The organism is Pantoea sp. YR525, from assembly GCF_900116775.1.
GTDB lineage: Bacteria > Pseudomonadota > Gammaproteobacteria > Enterobacterales > Enterobacteriaceae > Pantoea > Pantoea symbiotica.
This window is the reverse complement of record NZ_FPBU01000009.1, coordinates 17,062-42,476: the sequence shown is the minus strand read 5'-3', so window position 1 is coordinate 42,476 and position 25,415 is coordinate 17,062. Positions and strand designations below refer to the sequence as shown.

Below are 25,415 nucleotides of genomic sequence, written 5' to 3'. Positions count from 1 at the left end.
ATGCAGTTCTCAAAAATGCACGGTCTCGGCAACGACTTTATGGTCGTGGATGCTGTGACGCAAAACGTCTTTTTTTCGCCGGAACTGATTCGCCGCCTGGCGGACAGAAATCTGGGGATCGGTTTTGATCAGCTGCTGATCGTCGAACCGCCTTACGATCCGGATCTCGATTTCCATTACCGCATTTTCAACGCCGATGGCAGTGAAGTCGCGCAGTGCGGCAACGGCGCTCGCTGTTTCGCCCGCTTTGTGCGTCTGAAAGGGTTGACCAACAAAAGCGACATTCGCGTCAGTACACAAACCGGTCGCATGGTGCTCAGCGTTACCAATGATGAGCTGGTGCGCGTCAATATGGGACAACCGAACTTCGAACCGCAAAGCGTGCCGCTGCGTGCCAATAAAGCTGAGAACCTTTATTTGCAGCGTGTTGCCGATCAAACCGTGATGTTTGGTGCGGTATCGATGGGCAATCCGCACTGCGTGATTCAGGTAGAAAGCGTGAAAACCGCGCCGGTGGAAACGCTCGGTCCAGAGCTGGAAAGCCACGAGCGTTTCCCGGAGCGCGTTAACGTCGGTTTCATGGAAGTGGTCAATCGTGAACACATCCGTCTGCGCGTGTACGAACGTGGCGCGGGCGAAACCCAGGCTTGCGGCAGCGGCGCTTGTGCGGCGGTGGCCTGCGGCGTTCAGCAGGGCATTTTGGCGGAGAATGTCCGCGTCGATTTGCCGGGCGGAACGCTGCATATTGCCTGGAAAGGGGAAGGGCAACCGCTGTTTATGACCGGTCCTGCCACACACGTCTACGATGGGTTTATTCATCTATGAAAAATGTCGAAGAGCAGACCGAAAGCGAGGTTTTGCTGGACGATCAATCGGTAAGCGCATTTCTGCGTGAAAACCCCGATTTCTTTATTCGCAATGCGCGCCAGGTTGAACAGATGATGGTGCCGCATCCGGTACGCGGCAGCGTTTCGCTGGTGGAGTGGCATATGGCGCGTCAGCGTAACCACATCCAGCAGTTGGAAGAGGAGATCACGCTGCTGATGGAGCAGGCCACCGCCAACCATCAGTTGTTCGATCGCCTGCTGACATTGCAAGGCCATCTCGCCGCCGCCGACAGTTTGCAGGAAATGCTAACGCGTCTGCATCGCTGGGCGCGTGAACTGGGTTTGGCCGGCGCGCATGTGCGTGTGTTCAACGACAAATGGCACATCGGCGCGCCCTCGGATTTCACCCAACTCGGCTTGTCACGTCAGGCATTCGAACCGCTGCGCATTCAGCGCTTCGGCAATGAACATCACTATCTCGGCAGCCTCAACGGCCCGGAATTGCTGCTGCTGTTGCCGCAGGCCAAAGCGATTGGCTCGGTGGCGATGTCGCTGATGGGCGAACGTGGTGAGCTGGGCGTATTGATGTTCACCAGCCGCGATAATCAGCATTATCAGGCGGGCATGGGCACGCTGCTGCTGCAGCATCTGGCGCAAATGCTGCCGGATTTGCTGTCACGCTGGATTGAACGCGCATGAGTCACGTCAGTCCGCTGCTGCCGGCCGTGGATGACTTTCTGCGTTATCTGAAGGTCGAACGCCAGCTCAGTCCGCTGACGCAAAAGAATTACCAACGGCAATTGCAGGCGATTATGGCAATGGCCGATGAGATGAAGCTGATGAGCTGGTCGCAGCTGGAACCGGCGCAGGTGCGCAGCCTGGCGGCGCGCAGCCGCCGTGGCGGTTTAGGCGCCAGCAGTCTGGCGCTGCGCATGTCGGCGCTGCGCAGTTTTCTCGACTGGCAAGTGCATCAGGGTATGTTGAGTGCCAATCCCGCCAAAGGCATTTCCACGCCGCGTAACGCGCGCCATCTGCCGAAAAACATGGACGTCGACGAAGTTAACCAACTGCTGGAGATCGATTTCAACGATCCGCTGGCGGTGCGCGACCGCGCGATGCTGGAAACCATGTACGGCGGCGGCTTGCGTCTCTCCGAGCTGGTGAATATGGATTGTCGCCACATGGATTTGGAAGCGGGCGAAGTGCGGGTGCTGGGTAAAGGCAGCAAAGAGCGCCGCGTACCGATTGGCGGCACGGCGGTCACCTGGATTCAGCACTGGTTATCGCTGCGCGATAGCTTTGCGCCGCAGGATGATGCGGTGTTTGTCTCCAGCCGCGGCAGCCGAATTTCGACGCGCAACGTGCAGAAGCGTTTTGCCGAATGGGGCATCAAGCAAGGCGTTGCCAGCCATATTCATCCGCATAAACTGCGCCACTCTTTTGCCACGCATTTGCTGGAATCGAGCGGCGATCTGCGCGCGGTACAGGAACTGCTCGGCCACGCCAATCTGGCGACCACGCAAATCTATACCCATCTGGATTTCCAGCATCTGGCGACGGTTTATGATGCGGCCCATCCGCGTGCCAAACGAGGAAAGTCTTAATGAAGTTTTATCGTCAGCTCGGCCCGATCAAAGCGATCACTTTTGATCTCGACGACACCTTGTATGACAACCATCCTGTGATCCGCAAAACCACCGCCGAATCGCATGCTGCACTGCAGGCGTATCATCCGGCGCTGCGTGAATTCACCCCGGCGGATTATCAGGCGCTGCGTAATGAGTTGCTGGCGCGCGAGCCGGAAATTTATCACGACGTGTCTGAATGGCGCCGCCGCTCGGTGGAGCTGGCGCTGCTCAATGTCGGCTTATCCGCATCAGAAGCCAGCGCCGGTGCCAGCGACGTGATGAGCGTGTTCCATCAATGGCGCAGCGAAGTGACGATGCCGGAAGAGACGCATCAAACGCTGACGTGGCTGGGCGAGCGCGTGCCGCTGGTGGCGATTACCAACGGCAATGCCTGTCCGGAAAAGCTCGGTATCCATCACCACTTCCAGTTCGCGCTGCGTGCCGGTCCGCACGGCCGCGCCAAGCCGTGGCAGGATATGTATCATCTGGCCGCTGAGCGTTTGGACATCGCGCCGCAACACATTCTGCACGTCGGCGACGATCTCACCACCGATGTTGCCGGTTCGCTGCGTGCCGGGATGCAAGCCTGCTGGATCAACCTGCGAGAAGGCAATCTGATGAAGATCGACGATGCGCGTTTGCTGCCGCATGTTGAAATTGATCGGTTGGCATCTCTGACCTCGCTGCTATAATAGCTGTAAATTTATCCAGTAACTGGATGCTCTCCTTTTTTAGACGGTGCTTATGGACGTTTCTGATCTGCTTGACGGCTTGAATGACAAACAGCGCGAGGCGGTCGCCGCACCGCGCAGCAACCTGCTGGTGCTGGCCGGAGCAGGCAGTGGCAAAACCCGTGTGCTGGTGCATCGCATCGCCTGGCTGCTGTCGGTAGAGAACTGCTCGCCGTATTCGATTATGGCAGTGACCTTTACCAACAAAGCAGCGGCAGAAATGCGCCATCGTATCGATCAGCTGATCGGCACCAGCCAGGGCGGCATGTGGATTGGTACCTTCCACGGCCTGGCGCACCGTTTACTGCGCGCGCATCACCTTGATGCCGGTTTGCCGCAGGATTTCCAGATTCTCGACAGCGACGACCAGCTGCGTCTGTTGAAGCGCCTGATCAAAGCCATGAACCTTGATGAGAAACAGTGGCCTGCGCGTCAGGGCATGTGGTACATCAACGGCAAAAAAGATGAAGGTCTGCGTCCAAAACACATCGAAAGCTACGGCAATCCGGTTGAGCAAACCTGGCTGCGCATCTATCAGGCATATCAGGAAGCCTGCGATCGCGCCGGTTTAGTCGATTTCGCCGAGCTGCTGCTGCGCGCCCACGAACTGTGGCTTAACAAGCCGCATATCCTCAACCATTACCGCGAGCGTTTCAGCAACGTGCTGGTGGATGAGTTCCAGGATACCAACAACATTCAGTACGCATGGATTCGCATGCTGGCGGGTGATACCGGCCGCGTGATTATCGTCGGCGATGACGATCAGTCGATTTACGGCTGGCGCGGTGCGCAGGTAGAAAACATCCAGCGCTTCCTGCAGGATTTCCCCGGCGCAGAAACCATTCGTCTGGAGCAGAACTATCGCTCGACCAACAATATTCTGAAAGCCGCGAACACGCTGATCGCCAACAACAATGGCCGCCTCGGTAAAGAGTTGTGGACCGACGGCAGCGATGGCGAAAAGATCTCGCTCTACTGCGCATTCAACGAGCTGGATGAAGCGCGCTTTGTGGTCAATCGTATTAAAAGCTGGCATGAAAACGGCAACGCGCTGCAGGATTGCGCCATTCTCTATCGCAGCAACGCCCAATCGCGTGTGCTGGAAGAGGCGCTGCTGCAAGGCAGCATGCCGTATCGCATTTATGGCGGCATGCGCTTCTTCGAGCGTCAGGAGATCAAAGATGCGCTGGCCTATCTGCGTTTGATGGCCAATCGCAATGACGATGCGGCATTTGAGCGTGTGGTGAACACGCCGGTGCGCGGCGTGGGCGATCGTACGCTCGACGTGGTGCGTCAGACCGCGCGCGACCAGCAACTCACTTTATGGCAAGCCACGCGCGAGCTGTTACAGAACAAAGTCTTAGCCGGACGCGCCGCATCTGCGCTGCAGCGCTTCTGCGAGCTGGTCGATTCACTGGCCAGCGAAACATCCGAGATGCCGCTGCATGTGCAAACCGATCGCGTGATTAAAGACTCCGGTTTATGGGTGATGTACGAGCAGGAGAAGGGCGAGAAAGGCCAGGCGCGTATTGAAAACCTTGAGGAACTGGTCACGGCAACGCGCCAGTTCAGCTATCAGGACGAAGACGAAGATCTGATGCCGCTGCAGGCGTTCTTGTCGCATGCGGCGCTGGAAGCGGGCGAAGGCCAGGCCGACAAATGGCAGGATGCGGTGCAGTTGATGACCATGCACTCGGCGAAAGGGCTGGAGTTCAGCCAGGTATTTATCGTCGGCATGGAAGAGGGCATGTTCCCGAGCCAGATGTCGCTGGATGAAGGCGGTCGTCTGGAAGAGGAGCGTCGTTTGGCTTACGTCGGCGTAACGCGTGCGATGGTCAAGCTGACGCTCACTTATGCCGAAAGCCGTCGTCTTTATGGTAAGGAAGTGTATCACCGTCCATCACGCTTTATCGGCGAACTGCCGGAAGAGTGCGTGGAAGAGGTGCGTTTGCGCGCCAGCGTCAGCCGTCCGGTGAGCCATCAGCGCATGGGTACGCCAATCGCGCAAAACGACAGCGGCTTCACGCTCGGCCAGCGCGTGCGTCATGCCAAATTCGGCGAAGGCACCATCATCAACCTCGAAGGCAGCGGCGAACACAGCCGTTTGCAGGTGGCGTTTCAGGGCCAGGGAATCAAGTGGCTGGTGGCGGCTTACGCCCGTCTGGAAACGGTGTAGCGCGGTTGCGCTACCTTGACGACTTTTTCGTCTCAGCGTAACATGCGCGCACTATTATCATGAGAGGACAATGCCTTGGACGCGCCCAGTCGATGCTGGCTCAATCACCTGTTTAACAGGAACTCCTAAGGTTACCTCTTTTAGCTGGTAGCCTTAGCGGTTATCAGCGACCTCCCTTTTTTACTCTCGTCGCGTGAGTTAGCACTGATTTACCCTTGAAGCGAAAGTTTCCGTGTTCAGGCTTCGCCGTGCCCGTAATCTACAGTGGTCACCGCCTTGTCCCATTCCGAAAAAATGGGGAGTTATTGCTATGCTGAGCGCATTTAAACTCGATCGTAATCGCCTGACGCGCATCGAGCTGGAAGAAGACAACGACAAACTCAACACGTCTGTTTGGGTCGATCTGATCGAACCCGACGACAGCGAACGCGATCGCGTGCAGTGTGAGCTCGGCCAAAGCCTGGCAACGCGTCCGGAGCTGGAAGACATCGAAGCCTCGGCGCGTTTCTTCGAAGACGAAGACGGCCTGCACATTCACTCCTTCTTCTTCTTTGAAGATGCCGAAGACCATGCTGGTAACTCCACCGTGGCATTCACCATCCGCGAAGATCGCCTGTATACGCTGCGCGAACGTGAGCTGCCGGCTTTTCGTCTCTATCGCATGCGTGCGCGCAACCAGATGCTGACTGACGGCAACGCCTATGAGCTGCTGCTGGATCTGTTTGAGACCAAAATCGAACAGCTGGCGGATGAGATCGAGAACATCTATAGCGCGCTGGAGAAACTCAGCCGCGTGATCATGGAAGGCCAGCAGGGCGAAGAGTACGACCAGGCGCTGTCACGTTTGGCGGAGCTGGAAGATATCGGCTGGAAAGTGCGTTTGTGTCTGATGGATACCCAGCGTGCGCTCAACTTCCTGGTGCGCAAAGCGCGTCTGCCGGGGAATCAGCTGGAGCAGGCACGTGAAATCCTGCGCGATATCGAATCGCTGCTGCCGCATAACGAATCGCTGTTCCAGAAGGTTAACTTCCTGATGCAGGCGGCGATGGGCTTCATCAACATCGAGCAGAACCGCATCATCAAAATCTTCTCGGTGGTATCGGTGGTATTCCTGCCACCAACGCTGGTGGCATCAAGCTACGGCATGAACTTCGAGTTTATGCCGGAGCTGAAATGGAGCTTTGGTTATCCGGGCGCAATTAGCCTGATGATCCTCGCCGGCCTGGCGCCGTACCTCTATTTCAAACGCAAGAATTGGTTATAACCGTTCTCAAGTCCAGGTCGTCATGAATGACGACCCTACAAAACCGCTCATGAAAAACGTAGGGTCGCCATTTATGGCGACCTGGTAGATAAACTTCAATTTTCTGCGTAACCTGTTGGCTCTGCTCACTATCTGATTCTCTCCTATGGCGCGCTTCTCATTGCGACTGCAATGGACACTTCTGCTGATTGCTTCGTTAGTGCTGGGGATTATCCTCCAGCTGTTCCACCTTCCTGCGGCATTGCTGCTTGGCCCGATGATCGTCGGCACCGTTATGGGTTTGTCCGGCGCCACTGTTCGCATCGATAAACGTCTCTTCGTGCTGGCGCAAGCGGTGCTCGGCTGCATGATCGGCCAAAGCTTATCGCCGGGCATACTCACGCCGCTGATTCAGGATTGGCCGGTGGTGCTGGCGGTGCTGGTGCTGACGCTAGCGGCCAGCGGCCTGTCCGGTTTTCTGCTGGTGCGCTTCAGTAATTTGCCCGGCCCAACCGGCGCATGGGGATCGTCGCCCGGCGGTGCTTCGGCGATGGTGGCAATGGCCGGTGATTTTGGCGCGGATGTGCGGCTGGTGGCGTTTATGCAGTATCTGCGCGTGCTGTTTGTCGCCACTGCTGCTGCAGTGGTGGCGCGCATTGGCTTGGGTTCCAACGGCGGTGCGGCTGAACTGGTGTGGTTTCCCGCGCTGCACAGCAGCTTTCTGCTGACATTGCTGGTGATGTTCGCCGGTGCGTGGCTCGGCCAGAGGCTGCGCATTCCTTCCGGCGCTTTGCTGCTACCGGCACTGATCGGCGCGGTGCTGCACGGCACCGATGTGGCGACCTTGCAGGTACCGGAATGGTTGCTGGCGCTGGCTTATGCGTTGATTGGCTGGAGCGTGGGATTGCGTTTCACCCGGCCGATTTTCAAGCTTGCGCTGCGAACGCTGCCGCAAATGCTGCTGTCGATATTCGGCTTGATGCTGCTGTGCGGCGGATTAGCCTGGATGCTGACGCGCGTTTTGCATGTCGATCTGATGACCGCCTATCTGGCAACCAGCCCGGGCGGGCTGGATACCGTGGCGATTATTGCGGCCGGCACGCGGGTCGATATGGCATTTGTCATGGCGCTGCAGACGCTGCGTCTGTTCACCATCTTGCTCACCGGCCCGGCGCTGGCGCGTTTTATTTCACGCTACGCGCATGCGCGCCCGAGCTGAGAACGCGACCGCATCGATAATGAACACGGCGAGCGCCAGCCAGATAAAGCCGAAGGTCACCATTTTATCTGGCGTCAGGCTCTCGCCGTAGAACAGCACCGCCAGCAGGAACATCAGCGTCGGGCCCAGATACTGGAAGAAGCCGACGGTCGATAAACGCAGACGCGCGCAGGCGGCCGCAAACAGCATCAGCGGAATGGTGGTGATGATGCCCGCCGCTACCAGCTTGAGATTGAGGCTCATGGCGTTGGTGCTGAGATGGCTGGTGGCGCTATCGGCAAAGCCAAACAGGTAAATCGCCGCCAGCGGAAACAGCCACAAAGTCTCGATCAGCATGCCGCTCTGCGCATCGACCTGAATCTTTTTGCGCACCAAACCGTACAAAGCAAAACTCAGCGCCAGGCCAAGGCCGATAATCGGCAGCGATCCAAATTGCCACAGCTGCACCAGCACACCCGTTGTCGCCAGCAATACCGCCAGCCACTGCAAGCGGCGGAAGCGTTCGCGCAGGAACAGCATGCCAAACACCACGTTAATCAGCGGGTTGATAAAGTAGCCGAGGCTGGCTTCCAGCATGTGCTGATTATTCACCGCCCAGATAAACAGCAGCCAGTTGCCGCCAATGGTGACGGCGGTCAGCGCCAGCAGCAGCACCTTTTTCGGCTGCGCCAGCACACTGCGCACCTGCGCCCAACTCCGCGTCAGGGTGATCAGTAGCAGCATAAACAGCGCGGACCAAATCACGCGATGCGTCATAATTTCGGTGGCGGGCACCTCTTTGACCAGCTTGAAGTAGGCGGGCGCGATGCCCCAAATGAAGTAAGCGCCGAGCGCGTAGCCAATACCCTGGCGAGTTTGTTGCGAATCCATCATGTCATTCCAAAAGTACTGATTAGCCAATCATGTAGGTGGCGGTAGCGGTAGCGATGTAATCGCCTTGCTGGTTATGTAACTCCACGCGCGCCACGGCAACTTTATTACCGCCGCGCAGTAGGCTGCTGGTGGCGATAAAGCGCTCGCCGCGGCCTGGGCGCAGATAATCCACGCGCATATCGATGGTGCCCATACGGGACAGGCGCTGACGTAGCTCTTCCTCGGTAATGCTCTCCTGGCGCGTCAGCGCATAGCTGACACACACCAGCCCGGCGGCGACATCCAGCACCGAGGCGATGACGCCGCCATGCAAAATCTGCTGCGCCGCGTTGCCGACCAGCATGGTTTTATTGGCGAAGCCGAGCTCGGCGTAATCCGCTTCCAGTCGATCCAGCTCTAATCCGAGCGCCTGATTGAAGGGCATGTGATAAACAAAAATTTCGCCAATCAGACGGCGCGCTTCCTGCTGTGTCAGCAACGGGGATGACATAATTCCTGCCTTAAAATGTTAACGAGTTGTGTATATTATGCCGCGTTCGAGCCGCTTTCCAGTTTCGGAAATCGGCGCTGATCAACCGCAGGTTTTGCGTGTAGAATGGCCTGCTTTTTGAACCGTCACTTGACGATTACGACACGCAGTTCTCTGGAGAATTCTATGCGTAAGCATTACGCCTTGCTGGCCGCGGCGCTGATCCTTCCTGGCCTGGCGCAGGCTGAAGAAGCCACGATAAAAGAGGTTCATGATGCACCGGCAGTGAAGGGCAGCATTATCGCTAACCTGCTGGAGAAACACGATAACCCGTTCGTGCTTTATCCTTACGAAAACAACTATCTGCTCTACACCTACACCACCGACATGAACAAAGAGGCGATCTCTTCGTACAACTGGGCAGACAAAGCTAAAAATGATGAAGTAAAATTCCAGCTCAGCCTGGCGTTTCCGCTATGGCGCGGCATTTTAGGCGATAACTCGGTGCTGGCGGCGTCCTATACTCAGCGCTCGTGGTGGCAACTCTCGAACCGTGGTGCGTCATCACCGTTCCGTGAAACCGATTATGAGCCACAGATTTTCCTCGGCTGGGCCACTGATTACACCTTTGCAGGCTGGACCTTACGCGATGTGGAAACCGGCTTAGTGCATCAGTCGAACGGCCGCAGCGAGCCGACTTCGCGCAGCTGGAACCGCGTTTATGCGCGTTTCATGGCGCAGAACGGCAATCTGCTCGCGGAGATCAAACCCTGGTATCGTCTGCCAGAAAGTGAAAGCAATGACGATAACCCGGACATCACCAAATACATGGGTTACTACCGCGCCAAGCTCGGCTACATGATGGGCGAGAACATTTTCAGCGTGGAAGGAAACTACAACTGGAACAGCGGCTTCGGCGGTGCAACCTTCGCCTGGAGCTACCCGATCTCTGAACATGTGCGCTTTTACACGCAGGTGTTCAGCGGCTATGGTGAATCATTGATCGACTATAACCATCGCCAGACGCGCTTCGGCGTGGGCGTGACGCTCAACGATCTGTTCTAACCCGCAACAAAGACAGGATTACCGTGGCAACATCGGCAGTGCTTAATCAGGAAATGCTGGCGCAGCAGGTATTACAAGATACCTTCGGCTACCAGCAGTTCCGCCCAGGTCAGCAAAACATCATCGAAACCGCCCTGTCAGGACGCGATTGTCTGGTGGTGATGCCGACCGGCGGCGGCAAATCGCTGTGCTATCAAATCCCGGCGCTGGTGCGCGAAGGGCTGACGCTGGTGGTTTCACCGCTGATTTCACTGATGAAAGATCAGGTCGATCAGCTGCTGGCGAACGGCGTGGCAGCAGCGTGCCTCAACTCGACGCAAACGCGCGAGCAGCAGCAGCAGGTGTTTGCGGACTGTCGTACTGGCAAACTCAAGCTGCTATATATCGCGCCTGAACGCCTGATGATGGACAACTTCCTCGACAGCCTGCATCAGTGGAATCCGGTGATGCTGGCGGTGGATGAAGCGCACTGTATTTCACAGTGGGGCCACGATTTCCGTCCGGAATATGGCTCGATCGGCCAGCTGCGTCAGCACTTCCCCGATCTGCCGGTCATGGCGTTGACCGCCACCGCTGATGAAACCACGCGTAATGACATCGCCCATCTGCTGCAGATGGACGATCCGCTGATTCAAATCAGCAGCTTTGACCGCCCGAATATTCGCTACACGCTGGTGGAGAAATTCAAACCCACCGAGCAGCTTCTGCGTTATGTGCAGGATCAGCGCGGCAAAAGCGGCATTATTTACTGTAACAGCCGCGCCAAAGTGGAAGACACCGCCGCGCGCCTGCAAAGCCGTGGCTTGAGCGTTGGCGCCTATCACGCCGGTATCGATAGCGCGCAGCGTGCCAGCGTGCAGGAAGCCTTCCAGCGTGACGATCTGCAAATTGTGGTCGCCACCGTGGCATTCGGTATGGGCATCAACAAACCCAACGTGCGCTTCGTGGTGCACTTCGATATTCCGCGCAACATCGAATCCTATTATCAGGAAACCGGCCGCGCCGGGCGTGATGGCCTGCCTGCCGAAGCGATGATGCTTTACGATCCGGCCGACATGGCGTGGCTGCGTAAATGTCTGGAAGAGAAAGTGCCTGGCCCGTTGCAGGATATTGAACGCCACAAACTCAACGCGATGGGCGCGTTTGCCGAAGCGCAAACCTGTCGTCGTCTGGTACTGCTGAATTATTTCGGCGAAGGTCGCCAGCAGCAGTGCGATAACTGCGATATCTGCCTCGATCCGCCACGTCGCTATGACGGCTTGCTGGAGGCACAAAAGGCGCTGTCGAGCATCTATCGTACCGGCCAACGCTTTGGCATGGGCTATATTGTTGAAGTTTTGCGTGGAGCCAGTAATCAGCGTATTCGCGACAACGGCCACGACAAACTGCCGGTGTACGGCTTAGGCCGCGAACACAGTCACGAACACTGGATCAGCGTGCTGCGTCAGCTGATTCACCTCGGGATGGTGACGCAAAACATCGCCATGCATTCGGCGCTACAACTCACCGAAGCGGCGCGTCCGGTGTTACGCGCGGAAGTACCGCTGATGCTGGCGGTGCCGCGTATCGTGACGGTGAAAACGCGCGGCAGCAGTTCGCCGAAAGTGCACAGCGGCAATTACGATCGCCAGCTGTTTGCCAAGCTGCGTAAGCTGCGCAAAGCGATTGCCGATGAAGAGAATATTCCGCCGTACGTGGTGTTTAACGATGCCACGCTGATTGAAATGGCAGAACAAATGCCGATTAGCGCGTCAGAAATGCTCAGCGTGAACGGCGTCGGTCATCGCAAACTGGAGCGTTTTGGTAAGCCGTTCCTGGTGATGATCAAAGAACATGTTGATGAAAGTTAAAGGAAAAAATTCATGCTGATGTTATTCGCCACCGTCGCGCTGGTGCATCTGGTTGCGCTGATGAGTCCCGGCCCGGACTTCTTCTTTGTGTCGCAAACGGCGGCGAGCCGCTCGCGCAAAGAGGCGATGATGGGCGTTCTGGGCATTACCTTGGGCATTGTGATTTGGGCCGGTGTGGCGCTGATGGGCCTGCATCTGATCCTGGAAAAAATGGCCTGGCTGCATGAAATCATTATGGTCGGCGGCGGATTGTATCTGCTGTGGATGGGCTGGCAGCTAATGCGTTCAGCGCGTCAACGTCACAAGCAGCCGCAATCGGAAGCGCCGGTGGTGGAGCTGCCGAAAAGAGGCATGAGCTTCCTGAAAGGTTTCCTGACTAACCTGTCGAACCCAAAAGCGATCATCTACTTCGGTAGCGTGTTCTCACTGTTTGTTGGCAACGACGTCGGCGCGATGGAGCGCTGGGGCTTGTTCCTGCTGATTATTGGTGAGACGTTCGCGTGGTTTACGCTGGTAGCGGCGATTTTCGCTATGCCGTGGATGCGTGATAAGTATCAGCGGATGGCGAAGTGGGTGGATGGTATGGCGGGCGTGTTGTTTGCCGGATTCGGTATTCACCTGATTATTTCGCGTTAAGCCAGGTCGCCATTAATGGCGACCCTACGTAGGGTGGGCATTTATGCCCACCGGGTTGAATATCACGCCATTCTGCGTGCGCTGGCTAACAGCGCGCCAACCGCCATAAACAATCCACCAAAGGTGCGGTTCAGCAGCTTCATCTGCTTCGGCCCTTTGATCCAGCCAGCAATGCGCGTTGCCAGCGTGGCGTAACCAATCATCACGATGATATCGACCACAATGGTGGTAACGCCGAGCACCAGATATTGCATGAGCTGCGGCTGGTGCGGCTGAATAAACTGCGGGAACAGCGCGGCGAGAAACACGATGCTTTTCGGGTTGGTGAGGTTCACCAACACCGCACGCTTGAACAGGCGGCGACGCGGCATCGCTTTGGCAACGGCGTCAAGATCGATACCGCCCGCTGAGCGCCACTGCTGAATGCCCAGCCACACCAGATAGGCTGCGCCAGCCCACTTCAGGACTTCAAACGCCAGAATCGATTGGGAAAACAGCGCACCCAAACCGGCGCCGACCAGCACAATATGAATGGCCAGGCCGAGCTGCAAGCCGGTAATCGATGCCACCGCGCCGCGATAACCGTGGCTGATGCCGGTGCTCATGGTGTTAATCGCGCCGGAACCGGGTGAAAGGCTGAGGATAGTTGTGGTCAGCAGGTACGTTAACCACCATTCAATGGTCATGTGTGACATTCCCTGAAGTTAGCGAAGTGTGACACAATACGACAGAAAATCGCCGCACGCTACGCAGCACAGGCGCGCGAATCACGTTTTTTTCAGGGGGATGGATGCAGCATCATAAACAGAGTTGGCTCGGACGTGAGCGAGGCTTTTCGGCCTTTGCTACCGGTCCGCTGCTCGACTTCTGGCGTCGCCGTGAAGAGTGTGAATTCACCGGCGTCGGCAACCTGAAGATTCGCTACGTCCGTTTCACCTCACCGCAACATCGTCGTGTCATTCTGGTCGTGCCTGGCCGCATTGAGAGCTACATCAAGTATCCCGAACTGGCTTACGACCTGTTCATGTGCGGCTACGATGTGGTGATTCTCGACCATCGCGGTCAGGGACGTTCCGAACGTCTGCTGGAAGATTCGCACCGCGGCCATGTGGTGGATTTTGGTGACTACGTTGACGATCTGGAAACGCTGTATCTGAAAGAGATAGTCAGCAACCATTATCAGCAGCGCTACGTGCTGGCCCACTCGATGGGCGGCGCGATTTTAGCGCTGTTTCTGGCGCGTCAACCGCAGGCGTTTCACGCTGCGGTGTTCTCCGCGCCGATGTTTGGCATTGTGCTGCCGCTGCCCGACTGGATGGCGCACCGCATTCTCGACTGGACCGAAAAACTGCCCGCGCTGCGTGAAGGCTACGCATTGGGCACCGGCCGCTGGCGCGCCAATCCGTTTGGCATCAACCGGCTGACGCACAGCCGCGAACGCTATCGCCGCAACCTGCGTTTTTACGCTGACGATCCGGCGCTTCGCGTTGGTGGGCCCACTTATCACTGGGTGCGCGAAGGCGTTCAAGCCGGTCGGGACATCTTCAACCAGGTGGCGAACATCACCACGCCGACCTTGCTGCTGCAGGCGAGTGAAGATGATGTGGTGGATAACCGTTCACAAAATCTATTTTGTACGGCGATGGCCGAAGCAGGACATCCCTGCGCCGGTAACGTGCCGTATGTGATAAAAGGAGCGCGTCATGAGATCTTGTTTGAAACAGACGCGATGCGTGCCGAAGCGCTAAACGCGGTGGTCGATTTTTTTGAACACCACGCTTAATCAATTTTACTTTCCGATATCAACACCCGAGGTTTACATGTATCACATCGTCGCATCCGACCTGGATGGCACGCTGCTCTCTCCGGATCACCGCCTGACGCCGTTCGCTCGCACTACGCTGCAGGAACTGGTGGCGCGTGACATCCACTTTGTTTTTGCCACCGGCCGTCACTATATCGACGTCGGACAGATGCGCGATAAGCTCGGCATCCCGGCTTATATGATCACGTCCAATGGTGCGCGCGTGCACAACGCCGAAGGTGAACTGGTGTTCAGCCACAACCTCGACGCCGACATCGCCAGCGATTTGTATGGCCTGCAATATCATGACGAGCACATCCTGACGCACGTTTATCGCGACGATGAGTGGTTCATGAGCCGTCATCGTCCGGATGAGCAGGACTATTTCCGCGAATCAGTATTTAACTATCAGGTTTACCAGCCGGGCATGCTGCCGACCGACGGCATCAGCAAAGTGTTCTTCACCTGCGAAGATCCGGAGCGTTTAGTTCCGATGGAGCAGGCGATTGAAGCGCGCTGGGGCGATCGCGTGAATGTCAGCTTCTCGCTGCCAACGTGCCTGGAAGTAATGGCGGGCGGCGTTTCCAAAGGCCACGCGCTGGAAGCGGTAGCGAAACAGCTCGGCCACTCGCTGAAAGAGTGCATCGCCTTCGGCGACGGCATGAATGATGTGGAGATGCTCAGCATGTCAGGCAAAGGCTGCATCATGCGTAATGCGCAGCAGCGCCTGAAAGATACCTTGCCGACGCTGGAAGTGATTGGCAGCAACGCGGATGACGCCGTACCGCACACGCTGCGTAAATTGTTCCTCGCGTAGTTTGGGATGTGGTCGCCATTCATGGCGACCTTACGACAGCCCAATTGAGCTTGTTTTGTTCACTTGTAAACCAAATAGTTTACTCGGCTAACGACAGTTTGTTTACACTAGCGCCACTGTTCATTTTGAGATCGTTACCGTGCCGTTACTGATCGTTACCACCATTCTGTGGGCTTTTTCCTTCAGTTTAATCGGGGAATACCTGGCAGGTCAGGTGGATTCCTGGTTCTCTGTGTTAATGCGTCTGGCGCTCGCCGCCATCGTCTTCCTGCCGTTCCTGCGTTGGCGCGGATATCGTGCTTCCACCATCCTGCTGTATATGCTGGTGGGCATGCTGCAGCTCGGCATCATGTATCTGCTGAGCTTTGAAGCCTATCTCTATCTGAGCGTGACCGAGTTCCTGCTGTTCACCGTGATGACGCCGCTGTATGTCACGCTGATCTACGATTTGCTCAGCCGACGTCCGCTTCGTATTGGCTATGCCTTCAGCGCGCTACTGGCGGTAATCGGTGCGGCGATTATTCGTTACGACAAAGTCAGCGATCATTTCTGGTTCGGCTTGCTGCTGGTACAGGCGGCAAACATCTGCTTCGCCATCGGCATGGTGGGCTACAAACGTCTGCAGGAAACTCGCCCGATGCCTCAGCACACCGCGTTTTCGTGGTTCTATCTGGGCGCAGTGATCATCGCGGTAATCGCCTGGAGCTTGTGGGGCAATCCGAACAAACTGCCAACCACGTCGCTGCAGTGGGGCATTCTGGTGTGGCTGGGCGTGGCGGCTTCAGGTTTGGGCTACTTCATGTGGAACTACGGCGCAACGCAGGTGGATGCCGGCACGTTGGGCATTATGAACAACATGCATGTGCCAGCGGGCTTGCTGGTGAATCTGGCGATCTGGCAGGAGAAACCGCATTGGCCAAGTTTTATCGCCGGTGCCGCCGTGATTTTTGCCTCGCTTTATGTACATAAACGCTGGGTATTAGGTAAGAAAAGCAACGCATAGGCCTAAAGGGAAGGGATAGCGCGGCAGAGGAGCAAAGTATCTGCGCGTTTATGTTCGGTGCGCATAAATGCGCACCCTACAAAATCATCGTCGTATGTCGTAGGGGCGCCATTTATGGCGACCGTTTTAACCCTTCTTAGCCGGCCCCGGACGATGAATGATCGTCAAACCTTTCAGGAAATTACGCAGAATCTGGTCACCGCATTCGCGGAAATTCTTATGGTCCGGGTTGCGGAAAATCGCGCCAACCTCAGCCTGTGAAATCTTAAAGTTCGCTTTCAGCAGCACATCCGGGATATCGGTGGTCTTCAGCTCAAACGCGATACGCAATTTCTTCATGAAAATGTTGTTATTCATACGGCGCTCAATCGAAGGCGCGGGCGCATCTTCACTCTTACCGCGACGGTAAAAAATCAGACCGTTGAGGAAATAACCCATCAATACATCCGGCAGTTTGCGAAATGCGGCATCGTCGTCCTTCTTCATCCACGCCTGCACGTCTTCCAGCGGTACTTCACTCCCGGCTAAGGCAAAAATCTCCACCACTTTGCTATCGCTCAAATCAAGCATATAGCGCACGCTGCGCAGAACATCGTTACTCATCATGGTGAATCTCTCTTGGTCGCGGGTTGAGGCGGCGCATTATAGAGCAGGCGGGACAGGGATAACAGCGCGGGCGACCTTCGCCGCCCAACAACATCAGGATGAGAGGGTTTGCAGTGAGCCTGGGCGCGCGGCATCGCGCACGAATGGCAGATGTTCACAGGCGTGCTGACGGGCAAACCGCACAAAGGCTTCCATCACCGGCTGACGCTGCTCGCCTTCGCGTACGGCGGCATACAAGCGGCTCCACAGGCCATCGCCCAAGGTCTTCGTCACCACCAAACCCTGCTGCTCAAAATTCTCTACTACCCAATGCGGCAGCGCGGCGATGCCCATGCGCGCCGACACCATCTGAATCAGCAATAGCGTGTTATCCACGCTCTTCAAGGCCGGACTCACGCCCGCAGGCTGCAGGAAATGGCGCCACACATCTAAACGCTGACGCTGCACCGGATAGATCATCAACACTTCATCGGCCATATCTTCCGGGGAAATATGCTCAAGCTGCGCCAATGGATGATCCGGTGCCATCACCAAACGCACTTCAAAATCGAACATCGGTGAATAGAACAATCCGCTGCGCGGCAGAATATCGGAGGTTAACACCACATCCAGCTCGCCCTGCTGCAACGCGGGTTGTGGATCAAAAGTCACGCCGGATTTGAAATCCATCACTACCTGCGGCCAGCTCTGGCGGAAATTATTCAGCGCGGGCGTCAGCCACTGAATGCAGCTGTGACACTCAATGGCGATACGCAACGTGGCCTGATGCGGCTCATGACACGCCTGCAAAGCCTGCTGAATCTGCGGCAAAACCTGCTCGGCCAACTGCAGCAAAATCTCTCCCTGCGGCGTAAAACGCAGCGGCTGGCTTTTGCGCACAAACAGACGAAAGCCCAGCCGCTGCTCCAGATCGCTGAACTGGTGAGACAACGCCGATTGCGTCTGATGAAGCTGTGAGGCGGCGGCGGCTAACGAGCCGGTGTTCCGTAACGCCTGCAGCGTCCGCAGGTGTTTGAGTTCGATCATGAGAATCCTTCACATCGAGATTGAACAAATTGCGCTTGAGGAACATACAGTACCCGCAGATTATGGCGGTGTAAACATCTGGACGGCTAAACATCTCTGCACCCTACTCAGTTAAGAATATCTGGAGAACAGAAAATGACCATTCTGAACCACACTCTCGGTTTCCCTCGCGTTGGATTGCGTCGTGAATTGAAAAAAGCACAGGAAAGCTACTGGGCAGGTAAAAGCTCACAGGAAGAGCTGCTAGCGGTGGGGCGCGAACTGCGCGCTCGTCACTGGCAACAGCAGAAAGAGGCGGGCGTCGATCTGCTGCCGGTCGGCGATTTCGCCTGGTACGATCACGTTCTGACAACCAGCCTGCTGCTGGGCAACGTGCCTGCACGCCACCAGAACAAAGATGGATCCGTTGATCTCGACACGCTGTTCCGTCTTGGCCGTGGCCGCGCCCCAAGCGGTGCACCGGCGGCGGCGGCGGAAATGACTAAATGGTTCAACACCAACTATCACTACATGGTGCCGGAATTCACGCAAGGCCAGCAGTTCAAACTGACCTGGACTCAATTGCTGAATGAAGTTGATGAGGCGCTGGCGCTCGGCCACAAGATTAAACCGGTGCTACTCGGCCCGGTTACCTATCTGTGGCTGGGTAAAGTGAAAGGTGTGCCGTTCGATCGCCTGTCACTGCTTAAAGACATTCTGCCGGTTTACCAACAGGTGCTGGCGGAACTGAAAAAACGCGGCATTGAATGGGTACAAATCGACGAACCTGCACTGGCGCTGGAACTGCCGCAAGCCTGGCGCGATGCGTTCAAACCGGCTTACGACGCGCTGCAGGGTGAAAGCAAACTGTTGCTCACCACCTATTTCGACAGCATCGGTCAGAACCTCGACGTGATCAAAGCGCTGCCGGTGCAAGGTCTGCACGTTGACCTGGTGCACGGCAAAGACGATATCCAACAGCTTAATGAGCAGGTCCCGGCAGATTGGCTGCTTTCCGTCGGCGTGATCAACGGACGTAACGTGTGGCGCGCGGATCTCAGCAGCTGGTTTGCACGTCTGCAGCCGCTGGTGGGTCAGCGTCAACAATTGTGGATCGGATCATCTTGCTCTTTGCTGCACAGCCCAATCGATCTCAGTGTGGAAACGCGCCTTGATGAAGAGGTGAAAAGCTGGTTCGCCTTTGCCCTGCAGAAGTGCGCTGAGCTTGCTCTACTGAGTCAGGCGCTGAACAACAACGATGCCGCTTCGCTGGTCGAGTGGAGCGCACCGATTCGTGCGCGTGCCAACTCCACGCGCGTGCATAATGCCGCAGTCGGCGAGCGTCTGGCGAAAATCCAGGCCAAAGATGTTGAACGTAACAGCAACTACACCGAACGTGCCAAAGCGCAGCGTAACCGCTTCAACCTGCCAGCGTGGCCGACTACCACCATCGGTTCATTCCCGCAGACCACCGAAATTCGCGGCCTGCGCCTCGACTTCAAAAAAGGCAACATTGATGGCGGTAACTACCGCACCGGCATCGCCGAACACATCAAACAGGCGATTGTTGAGCAGGAACGTTTGGGTCTCGACGTGCTGGTGCACGGGGAAGCAGAGCGTAACGACATGGTGGAATACTTCGGCGAGAACCTCGACGGCTTTGTATTCACCCAAAATGGCTGGGTACAGAGCTACGGTTCACGCTGCGTTAAACCGCCGATCATCATCGGCGACGTAAGTCGTCCGCAAGCAATTACCGTTGAGTGGGCGAAGTACGCGCAGTCGCTGACCGACAAGCCGGTGAAAGGCATGCTGACCGGTCCGGTGACGATTCTCTGCTGGTCATTCCCGCGTGAAGATGTGAGTCGCGAAACCATCGCCAAACAGATTGCGCTGGCATTGCGTGACGAAGTGGAAGATCTGGAAAAAGCCGGTATCGGCATTATTCAGATTGATGAACCGGCACTGCGCGAAGGCCTGCCGCTGCATCAGTCCGATTGGGCCGCGTATCTGACCTGGGCAGTGGATGCATTCCGTCTCAATGCCGCCGTAGCGCAGGATGACACCCAGATTCACACCCACATGTGTTACTGCGAGTTCAATGACATTATGGATTCGATTGCCGCGCTGGATGCGGACGTCATCACCATCGAAACCTCACGTTCCGATATGGATCTGCTAGATACCTTTAAGGAATTCGACTATCCCAACGAAATCGGTCCGGGCGTGTATGACATTCACTCGCCGAATGTGCCGAGCGTGGAGTGGATGGAAGAGTTGCTGCGCAAAGCGGCGCAGAGCATCCCGGAAGCGCGTTTGTGGGTGAATCCGGATTGTGGCCTGAAAACCCGTGGCTGGACGGAAACCCGTCAGGCACTGGCGAATATGGTCAAAGCGGCGCAAAACCTGCGGGGTGAAACGGCTTAGAAGCTGTGAATGATGTTGGGGCGCATAGGCGCCCCTTTTTATTACGCGTTTGGCGCTACGCCATACTGCGCGAACCACGCCAGCATGCGTTGCCAGCCATCTTTGGCGGAATCAGCGTGATAACTGGCACGATAATCCGCATTGAAAGCATGTCCGGCATCCGGATATACCACGATCTCTGCTTTGGCATTGGCGGCGTGCAGCGCCTGACGCATCTTATCAATGCTCTCCAGCGGGATGCTCTCATCCTGACCACCGTAAAGACCCAGCACCGGCGCATTTAAATCGACCGCAACATCAATCGGATGCTTCTGCTGCTTCAGCGTCTTCTCACCGTCTAAACGGCCATACCATGCCACCGCCGCGCGGACCTGCGGATTGTGCGCGGCAAACAGCCAGCTAATGCGTCCGCCCCAGCAGAAACCGGTAATCGCCAGACGACGGATATCACCATCGTGGCGCGTGGCCCAGTTGGCCACATGATCGAGATCGGACAACACCTGCGAATCCGGCACTTTGCTCACCAGCTCTTTGAACAGCGTGGGAATGTCGTTGTAATCGTTGGGATCGCCCTCACGGAAATAGAGTTCGGGAGCGATCGCCAGATAACCTTCCAGCGCCAGACGGCGGCAGACATCACGGATATGTTCGTGCACGCCGAAAATCTCCTGCACCACCAACACCACCGGCAAGGTGCCTTGATACTCTTTTGGTCGGGCGTAATAGGCGGGCAGATTTTCGCCCTGGCTCGGAACCGAGGTCTCGCCAGCATGAATTGCGTCGCTGGTGGTAATAATGGTGCTGCTTGCGGTGGGCTGAACGGCGGGTGCAAAGCCGCCGGGTGCCGTTTTTTGTGCCATATTGTCTTCGGTTTTCATTGTTCTCTCCGTGCTAGCAAATGCGCAATCACGTAACTATAGCCTGGCGAAGTGAAGCAAGGCTGGCGTAAGGTGCAGAGGGATTTTTTTCACGTGTGCTGCTTCTCTATTAACATTGCCACCAACACTTACACAGCACCGCTTGTAGCAATTCAGAATTGCACAACGTTAATGTGTGATGTAAATCACATAATGTTTTTCTGATAATGTAAGTTTCATTATTGATGGTGAATTGAGTCACATATTTATATCGCCTGCTCACGTAGAGTGGCGCGCACATCCCCAATTATCAGGAGTCTGTTATGGCCCAGTCTGACGTTTTCCACCTTGGCATCACCAAAGCTGATTTGAAAGGAGCCACGTTGGCCATCGTGCCTGGCGATCCTGAGCGCGTGAAGAAAATCGCCGCGCTGATGGACAATCCACAGCATCTGGCTTCACACCGTGAATTCACCACCTACCTGGCCGAAGTGGATGGCAAACCGGTTGTGGTGTGCTCGACCGGTATCGGCGGACCTTCAACATCGATTGCAGTTGAAGAGCTGGCACAACTCGGCGTGCGCACCTTCCTGCGCGTTGGCACCACTGGCGCTATCCAGCCGCATATTAATGTGGGCGATGTGCTGGTCACCACCGCATCGGTGCGCCTCGACGGCGCCAGCCTGCATTTTGCGCCGATGGAATTCCCGGCCGTGGCTGATTTCACCTGCACCACCGCGCTGGTGGCAGCCGCAGAAGCGTGCGGCGCGAAAACCCACATCGGTATTACCGCCTCATCTGATACCTTCTATCCAGGCCAGGAACGCTACGACACCTTCTCGGGTCGCGTGGTGAATCGCTTCCAGGGTTCAATGGAAGAGTGGCAGCAAATGGGCGTCCTTAACTATGAGATGGAATCCGCTACACTGTTAACCATGTGCGCCAGTCAGGGACTGCGTGCCGGCATGGTGGCGGGTGTCATCGTGAACCGTACGCAAAAAGAGATCCCGGATGCCGCGACCATGAAACAGACCGAAAGTGATGCGGTGAAAATTGTGGTTGAAGCCGCGCGTCGCTTAATTTAGTGCGCCAGTCAGGGATGAATTCGAGACCAGGCTTATAAGGATTCCAGCTATTTCCTGATTAGAATGCGCGCAATTTCAGCAGCTACTGAGAAATTTCTTATGCGCAAAATGGTTTCTGTCTCACGTCCCAATTTCATGAATAATCCCGCTACTGCACAATCACGTGTTGAAGGTGCAGCAGCGAGATTTCGCCAGGCGATGGCGGCGAATAACTATCCTCTTGCGCGTCAGTGCTGTGAAGAAGTGCTGCGCGTCTTACCCAATCATATGCAGGTGCTGAGCGACTATGCGCTCACCCTGATGCGTGTGGGCGAATACAAAAAATCCTATAAAATTTATCAGAAAATCTATCAGGCTCCGGCCGCGCAGCGCGCGCAGGCGTCGGAAACCTGGCTGGATGGATTAACCGAAGTGTGTGGCTGGTTGAATAAAGAGGATGAGGTGGCGCGTTACGGCCTCGAATCACTGCAGAATTCTGATGTGACTTTCAGTAAAGGGGCGAAAGTGGTATTCCCTTCTAACGTGCCGCCACCGATCAACCGCAACAATCCGGCAGAAAATATCATCTCCTTTAGCCTGTATGGCGGCCAGCCACGCTACTGCGAAACCTTGATTAAAAACATCGAAGTGGCGCGCGAGTTCTATCCCGACTGGATATGCCGCATCTATCTTGACGACAGCGTGCCGCAGCACGTCTGGCAGCGCCTGAAGCAGCCAAACACCCAACTGGTGGATATGTCGCACGAGAAAACTATCTTCCCAACGCTGTGGCGTTTCCTGGTGATGGACGATGCCAGCGTCAAACGCTATATCGTGCGTGACGCGGATTCATTGTTGTCCGAGCGCGAAGTGGTGGCGGTAGAAGCATGGCTGAACTCGCCGTATTGGTTCCATCATATGCGTGATTACTTCTCGCATACTGAGCTGTTGCTGGCGGGCATGTGGGGCGGTTGCCATGGCGTGTTCCACAATGTTGAACAGCAGATGCGTGACTTTATCGCTCAGTATGCCGGTAGCGAGCGCTTCACCGATCAGTACTTCCTCAAAGTGGCGCTGTGGCCAACGGTGCGCGAAAGCATCCTGAATCATGACGATATTTTCCGCTTCCACCACGCACAACCGTGGCCGGCGCATCAGCCAATTCGTTGGCAAACCGACAGCTTCCACGTCGGCAGCAACGCCGGTTTTGCCAGCATGGCGGGCCCAGTTGAAAATGGGGATAACGGTTGGCAGCAGGTTGAGATCACCTACGACGGGAAAAGCTGGACCTATCCAGCCAAAATCCAGGGTGAAACCGAATGGGTGTTGCCGATGCCCTTCTTCCTGATTGATGCGTGGAAAGCGGGCGATCTAACCGTAAAAGCCCTATAAGTAGAAAACGTTTTCCCAAATAATTCGAGGCGCAGGAAGGCGGCAAGCGAGCGAATCCCCAGGAGCTTACATCAGTAAGTGACTGGGGTGAGAACGTGCAGCCAACGCATCTGCGGCTTGAAGTATGAAGGGAAAAAAATCTGGACATTCATACAGTGCGCCTCTACCTTTTCCCTCAGCGAGACGATCCGCGGGGGGATTATGGATCAGCAACTTATCATTAGCGGCGCGCTGGCGCTGGCCGGTTTGGGCATTGGCTGGATCATCGCCCAACTGCGCGCCGGCCATCAGCACGCCAGCTTCACCACCGAGCGTCGCCTGTTGGAAGAGGCGCAGCAGCGTCAACAGCAGCAGCTCGAACAGTTACAGCAGCAAATCCAGCAACGCGAACAGGAGATGCGCCAGCTACACGGCGCGCTCAGCGGTGCGCAGGAACGTTTACAGCAGCTTGATTACTGGCGCGGCGAAAGTGAACAGCTCAGCCGGGAGCTGCGCAATCAGCTGGAAGTAAACAGCGCACAGGAAGCCGAGCTGCGTGAAGTGACCATTCGTCTTGAAGAGACACGCTACGGTGCAGAAGAGAAGCAGCGACTGCTGACCAACAGCGAACAGCGTCTCAGCGCGCAGTTTGAAAATCTTGCCAACCGCATCTTTGAAAACAGCGGGCGGCGCGTCGATGAACAGAACCGTCAAAGTCTGAATAGCCTGATTGGCCCGCTGCGTGAACAGCTGGACGGTTTTCGCCGTCAAGTGACTGATAGCTTTGGCGTGGAAGCGCGCGAGCGTCATACGCTGACTCACGAAATACGCCAGTTGCAGCAACTCAACGCGCAGATGGCGCAGGAAGCGGTCAATCTTACTAAAGCGCTGAAAGGCGACAACAAAATTCAGGGCAACTGGGGCGAAGTGGTATTGGCCCGCGTGCTGGAAGCCTCTGGCTTGCGTGAAGGCTATGAATACCAAACGCAGGTAAGCGTGCAGCTGGAACAGCAGGGCAGGATGCAACCGGATGTGATCGTCCGTTTGCCGCAGGGCAAAGATGTGGTGATTGACGCCAAAATGACGCTGGTTGCCTACGAGCGCTACTTCAACGCCGACGATGAAGCCACGCGTGAGCAGGCGATTCAGGAGCACGTTAACGCCATGCGCGGACACATCCGCCTGCTGAGCCGTAAAGATTACCAACAATTGCCCGGTTTACGCTCTCTGGATTATGTGTTGATGTTTATCCCGGTGGAACCGGCGTTTCTGCTGGCTATCGATCGCCAGCCTGAGCTGATCAGCGAAGCGTTACAGCAGAACATTATGCTGGTCAGTCCCACCACGTTGCTGGTGGCGCTGCGCACTATCAACAATCTCTGGCGTTATGAACACCAAAGCCGCAACGCACAGCGCATCGCCGACCGGGCAACGCGGCTGTACGACAAAATGCGGCTGTTTGTCGATGACATGAGCGGCATCGGCCACAATCTCGACAAAGCGCAGCAAAGCTATCATCAGGCGATGAAAAAGCTGTCTGAAGGGCGCGGCAACCTGATCGCGCAAAGTGAAGCTTTTCGAACGCTTGGCGTGGAGATCAAACGTCCAATTAATCCGCAACTGGTTGAACAAGCGCAGCCGGAAGAGGCGGATGAAGATTGGGCAGACGATCGCACCGAGGATGAAAACGTTGCAGAACCAACAACAGACTCGCTGCGCCGCATCAATGAATAGCACGGTGGTC

General features: G+C 56.2%; 23 protein-coding genes. 17 read left to right on the top strand and 6 right to left on the bottom strand.

The window, feature by feature from the left end:
- From dapF to BM323_RS18335, 7 genes are all read left to right on the top strand, one after another.
- Positions 1–825: a diaminopimelate epimerase gene (gene dapF / locus BM323_RS18365; RefSeq protein ID WP_008105772.1), complete on the top strand. Its 825-nt coding sequence runs from the start codon at positions 1–3 to the stop codon at positions 823–825.
- Positions 822–1,526 carry a DUF484 domain-containing protein gene (locus BM323_RS18360; RefSeq protein WP_008105773.1) on the top strand — a complete coding sequence of 235 codons (705 nt, stop codon included), beginning with the start codon at positions 822–824 and terminating at the stop codon, positions 1,524–1,526. The genes dapF and BM323_RS18360 overlap by 4 nt, the downstream gene beginning before the upstream one ends.
- Positions 1,523–2,431: a tyrosine recombinase XerC gene (gene xerC / locus BM323_RS18355; protein WP_008105774.1), complete on the top strand. Its 909-nt coding sequence runs from the start codon at positions 1,523–1,525 to the stop codon at positions 2,429–2,431. The genes BM323_RS18360 and xerC overlap by 4 nt, the downstream gene beginning before the upstream one ends.
- Positions 2,431–3,147, top strand: a complete 717-nt coding sequence (yigB, locus tag BM323_RS18350; RefSeq protein WP_008105775.1) for a 5-amino-6-(5-phospho-D-ribitylamino)uracil phosphatase YigB — start codon at positions 2,431–2,433, stop codon at positions 3,145–3,147. The genes xerC and yigB overlap by 1 nt, the downstream gene beginning before the upstream one ends.
- Positions 3,148–3,199: 52 nt before the next feature.
- Positions 3,200–5,362: a DNA helicase II gene (gene uvrD / locus BM323_RS18345; protein WP_008105776.1), complete on the top strand. Its 2,163-nt coding sequence runs from the start codon at positions 3,200–3,202 to the stop codon at positions 5,360–5,362.
- Positions 5,363–5,672: 310 nt separating this feature from the next.
- Positions 5,673–6,626, top strand: coding sequence for a magnesium/cobalt transporter CorA (gene corA / locus BM323_RS18340; RefSeq protein WP_008105777.1), 954 nt, complete (start codon positions 5,673–5,675; stop codon positions 6,624–6,626).
- A gap of 145 nt (positions 6,627–6,771) precedes the next feature.
- On the top strand, positions 6,772–7,824 hold the full coding sequence (locus tag BM323_RS18335; protein WP_008105778.1) for an AbrB family transcriptional regulator: 1,053 nt from the start codon (positions 6,772–6,774) through the stop codon (positions 7,822–7,824).
- Here BM323_RS18335 and rarD read toward each other — a convergent pair.
- Together rarD and BM323_RS18325 are read right to left on the bottom strand one after the other, a co-directional pair.
- A complete protein-coding gene (gene rarD / locus BM323_RS18330; protein WP_036648698.1) occupies positions 7,795–8,694 on the bottom strand; it encodes an EamA family transporter RarD in 900 nt (299 codons plus the stop codon). The genes BM323_RS18335 and rarD overlap by 30 nt on opposite strands.
- A gap of 22 nt (positions 8,695–8,716) precedes the next feature.
- Positions 8,717–9,187 carry a thioesterase family protein gene (locus tag BM323_RS18325; RefSeq protein WP_008105780.1) on the bottom strand — a complete coding sequence of 157 codons (471 nt, stop codon included), beginning with the start codon at positions 9,185–9,187 and terminating at the stop codon, positions 8,717–8,719.
- Positions 9,188–9,352: 165 nt separating this feature from the next.
- Between BM323_RS18325 and pldA the strand changes: the two genes are divergently transcribed.
- From pldA to rhtC, 3 genes are read left to right on the top strand one after another with little or no spacing between them, the layout of a single operon-like run.
- On the top strand, positions 9,353–10,231 hold the full coding sequence (gene pldA / locus BM323_RS18320) for a phospholipase A (protein ID WP_008105781.1): 879 nt from the start codon (positions 9,353–9,355) through the stop codon (positions 10,229–10,231).
- Positions 10,232–10,254: 23 nt separating this feature from the next.
- Positions 10,255–12,081: an ATP-dependent DNA helicase RecQ gene (gene recQ, locus BM323_RS18315; protein ID WP_008105782.1), complete on the top strand. Its 1,827-nt coding sequence runs from the start codon at positions 10,255–10,257 to the stop codon at positions 12,079–12,081.
- 12 nt (positions 12,082–12,093) lie between these two features.
- Positions 12,094–12,717, top strand: coding sequence for a threonine export protein RhtC (gene rhtC, locus BM323_RS18310; RefSeq protein WP_008105783.1), 624 nt, complete (start codon positions 12,094–12,096; stop codon positions 12,715–12,717).
- A gap of 62 nt (positions 12,718–12,779) precedes the next feature.
- Here the strand turns inward: rhtC and rhtB are convergent, their stop codons facing one another.
- Entirely contained in the window at positions 12,780–13,403 is a 624-nt protein-coding gene (gene rhtB, locus BM323_RS18305) for a homoserine/homoserine lactone efflux protein (protein ID WP_008105784.1), read from the bottom strand.
- Between the two features lie 104 nt (positions 13,404–13,507).
- Between rhtB and pldB the strand changes: the two genes are divergently transcribed.
- The 3 genes from pldB to BM323_RS18290 all read left to right on the top strand — a co-directional run bounded on the left by pldB (position 13,508) and on the right by BM323_RS18290 (position 16,341).
- The gene (gene pldB, locus BM323_RS18300; protein WP_008105785.1) at positions 13,508–14,500 is read left to right on the top strand and encodes a lysophospholipase L2; all 993 of its coding nucleotides are present in this window, start codon (positions 13,508–13,510) and stop codon (positions 14,498–14,500) included.
- A gap of 37 nt (positions 14,501–14,537) precedes the next feature.
- Positions 14,538–15,338 (top strand): sugar/pyridoxal phosphate phosphatase YigL, encoded by an 801-nt coding sequence (gene yigL / locus BM323_RS18295; protein ID WP_008105786.1) that lies wholly within the window; start codon positions 14,538–14,540, stop codon positions 15,336–15,338.
- 139 nt (positions 15,339–15,477) lie between these two features.
- Complete coding sequence (locus BM323_RS18290) at positions 15,478–16,341, top strand: carboxylate/amino acid/amine transporter (protein WP_008105787.1); 864 nt, start codon at positions 15,478–15,480, stop codon at positions 16,339–16,341.
- Positions 16,342–16,467: 126 nt separating this feature from the next.
- On the opposite strand, the gene BM323_RS18285 is transcribed toward BM323_RS18290, so the two are convergent.
- Both BM323_RS18285 and metR read right to left on the bottom strand, forming a co-directional pair.
- A complete protein-coding gene (locus tag BM323_RS18285) occupies positions 16,468–16,947 on the bottom strand; it encodes a YehS family protein (protein WP_008105789.1) in 480 nt (159 codons plus the stop codon).
- Positions 16,948–17,040: 93 nt separating this feature from the next.
- Positions 17,041–17,973, bottom strand: a complete 933-nt coding sequence (metR, locus tag BM323_RS18280) for an HTH-type transcriptional regulator MetR (RefSeq protein ID WP_008105792.1) — start codon at positions 17,971–17,973, stop codon at positions 17,041–17,043.
- 135 nt (positions 17,974–18,108) lie between these two features.
- Between metR and metE the strand changes: the two genes are divergently transcribed.
- Positions 18,109–20,379 (top strand): 5-methyltetrahydropteroyltriglutamate--homocysteine S-methyltransferase, encoded by a 2,271-nt coding sequence (metE, locus tag BM323_RS18275; RefSeq protein WP_008105794.1) that lies wholly within the window; start codon positions 18,109–18,111, stop codon positions 20,377–20,379.
- 41 nt (positions 20,380–20,420) lie between these two features.
- On the opposite strand, the gene BM323_RS18270 is transcribed toward metE, so the two are convergent.
- Complete coding sequence (locus BM323_RS18270; RefSeq protein ID WP_008105796.1) at positions 20,421–21,257, bottom strand: dienelactone hydrolase family protein; 837 nt, start codon at positions 21,255–21,257, stop codon at positions 20,421–20,423.
- 302 nt (positions 21,258–21,559) lie between these two features.
- On the opposite strand from BM323_RS18270, the gene udp reads away from it, so the two are divergent.
- The 3 genes from udp to rmuC all read left to right on the top strand — a co-directional run bounded on the left by udp (position 21,560) and on the right by rmuC (position 25,405).
- Positions 21,560–22,321 carry a uridine phosphorylase gene (udp, locus tag BM323_RS18265; protein ID WP_008105797.1) on the top strand — a complete coding sequence of 254 codons (762 nt, stop codon included), beginning with the start codon at positions 21,560–21,562 and terminating at the stop codon, positions 22,319–22,321.
- 99 nt (positions 22,322–22,420) lie between these two features.
- Complete coding sequence (locus BM323_RS18260) at positions 22,421–23,692, top strand: tetratricopeptide repeat protein (protein WP_008105800.1); 1,272 nt, start codon at positions 22,421–22,423, stop codon at positions 23,690–23,692.
- A gap of 201 nt (positions 23,693–23,893) precedes the next feature.
- Positions 23,894–25,405, top strand: a complete 1,512-nt coding sequence (gene rmuC / locus BM323_RS18255) for a DNA recombination protein RmuC (protein WP_036648702.1) — start codon at positions 23,894–23,896, stop codon at positions 25,403–25,405.
- The last annotated feature ends 10 nt before the right edge of the window (positions 25,406–25,415 follow it).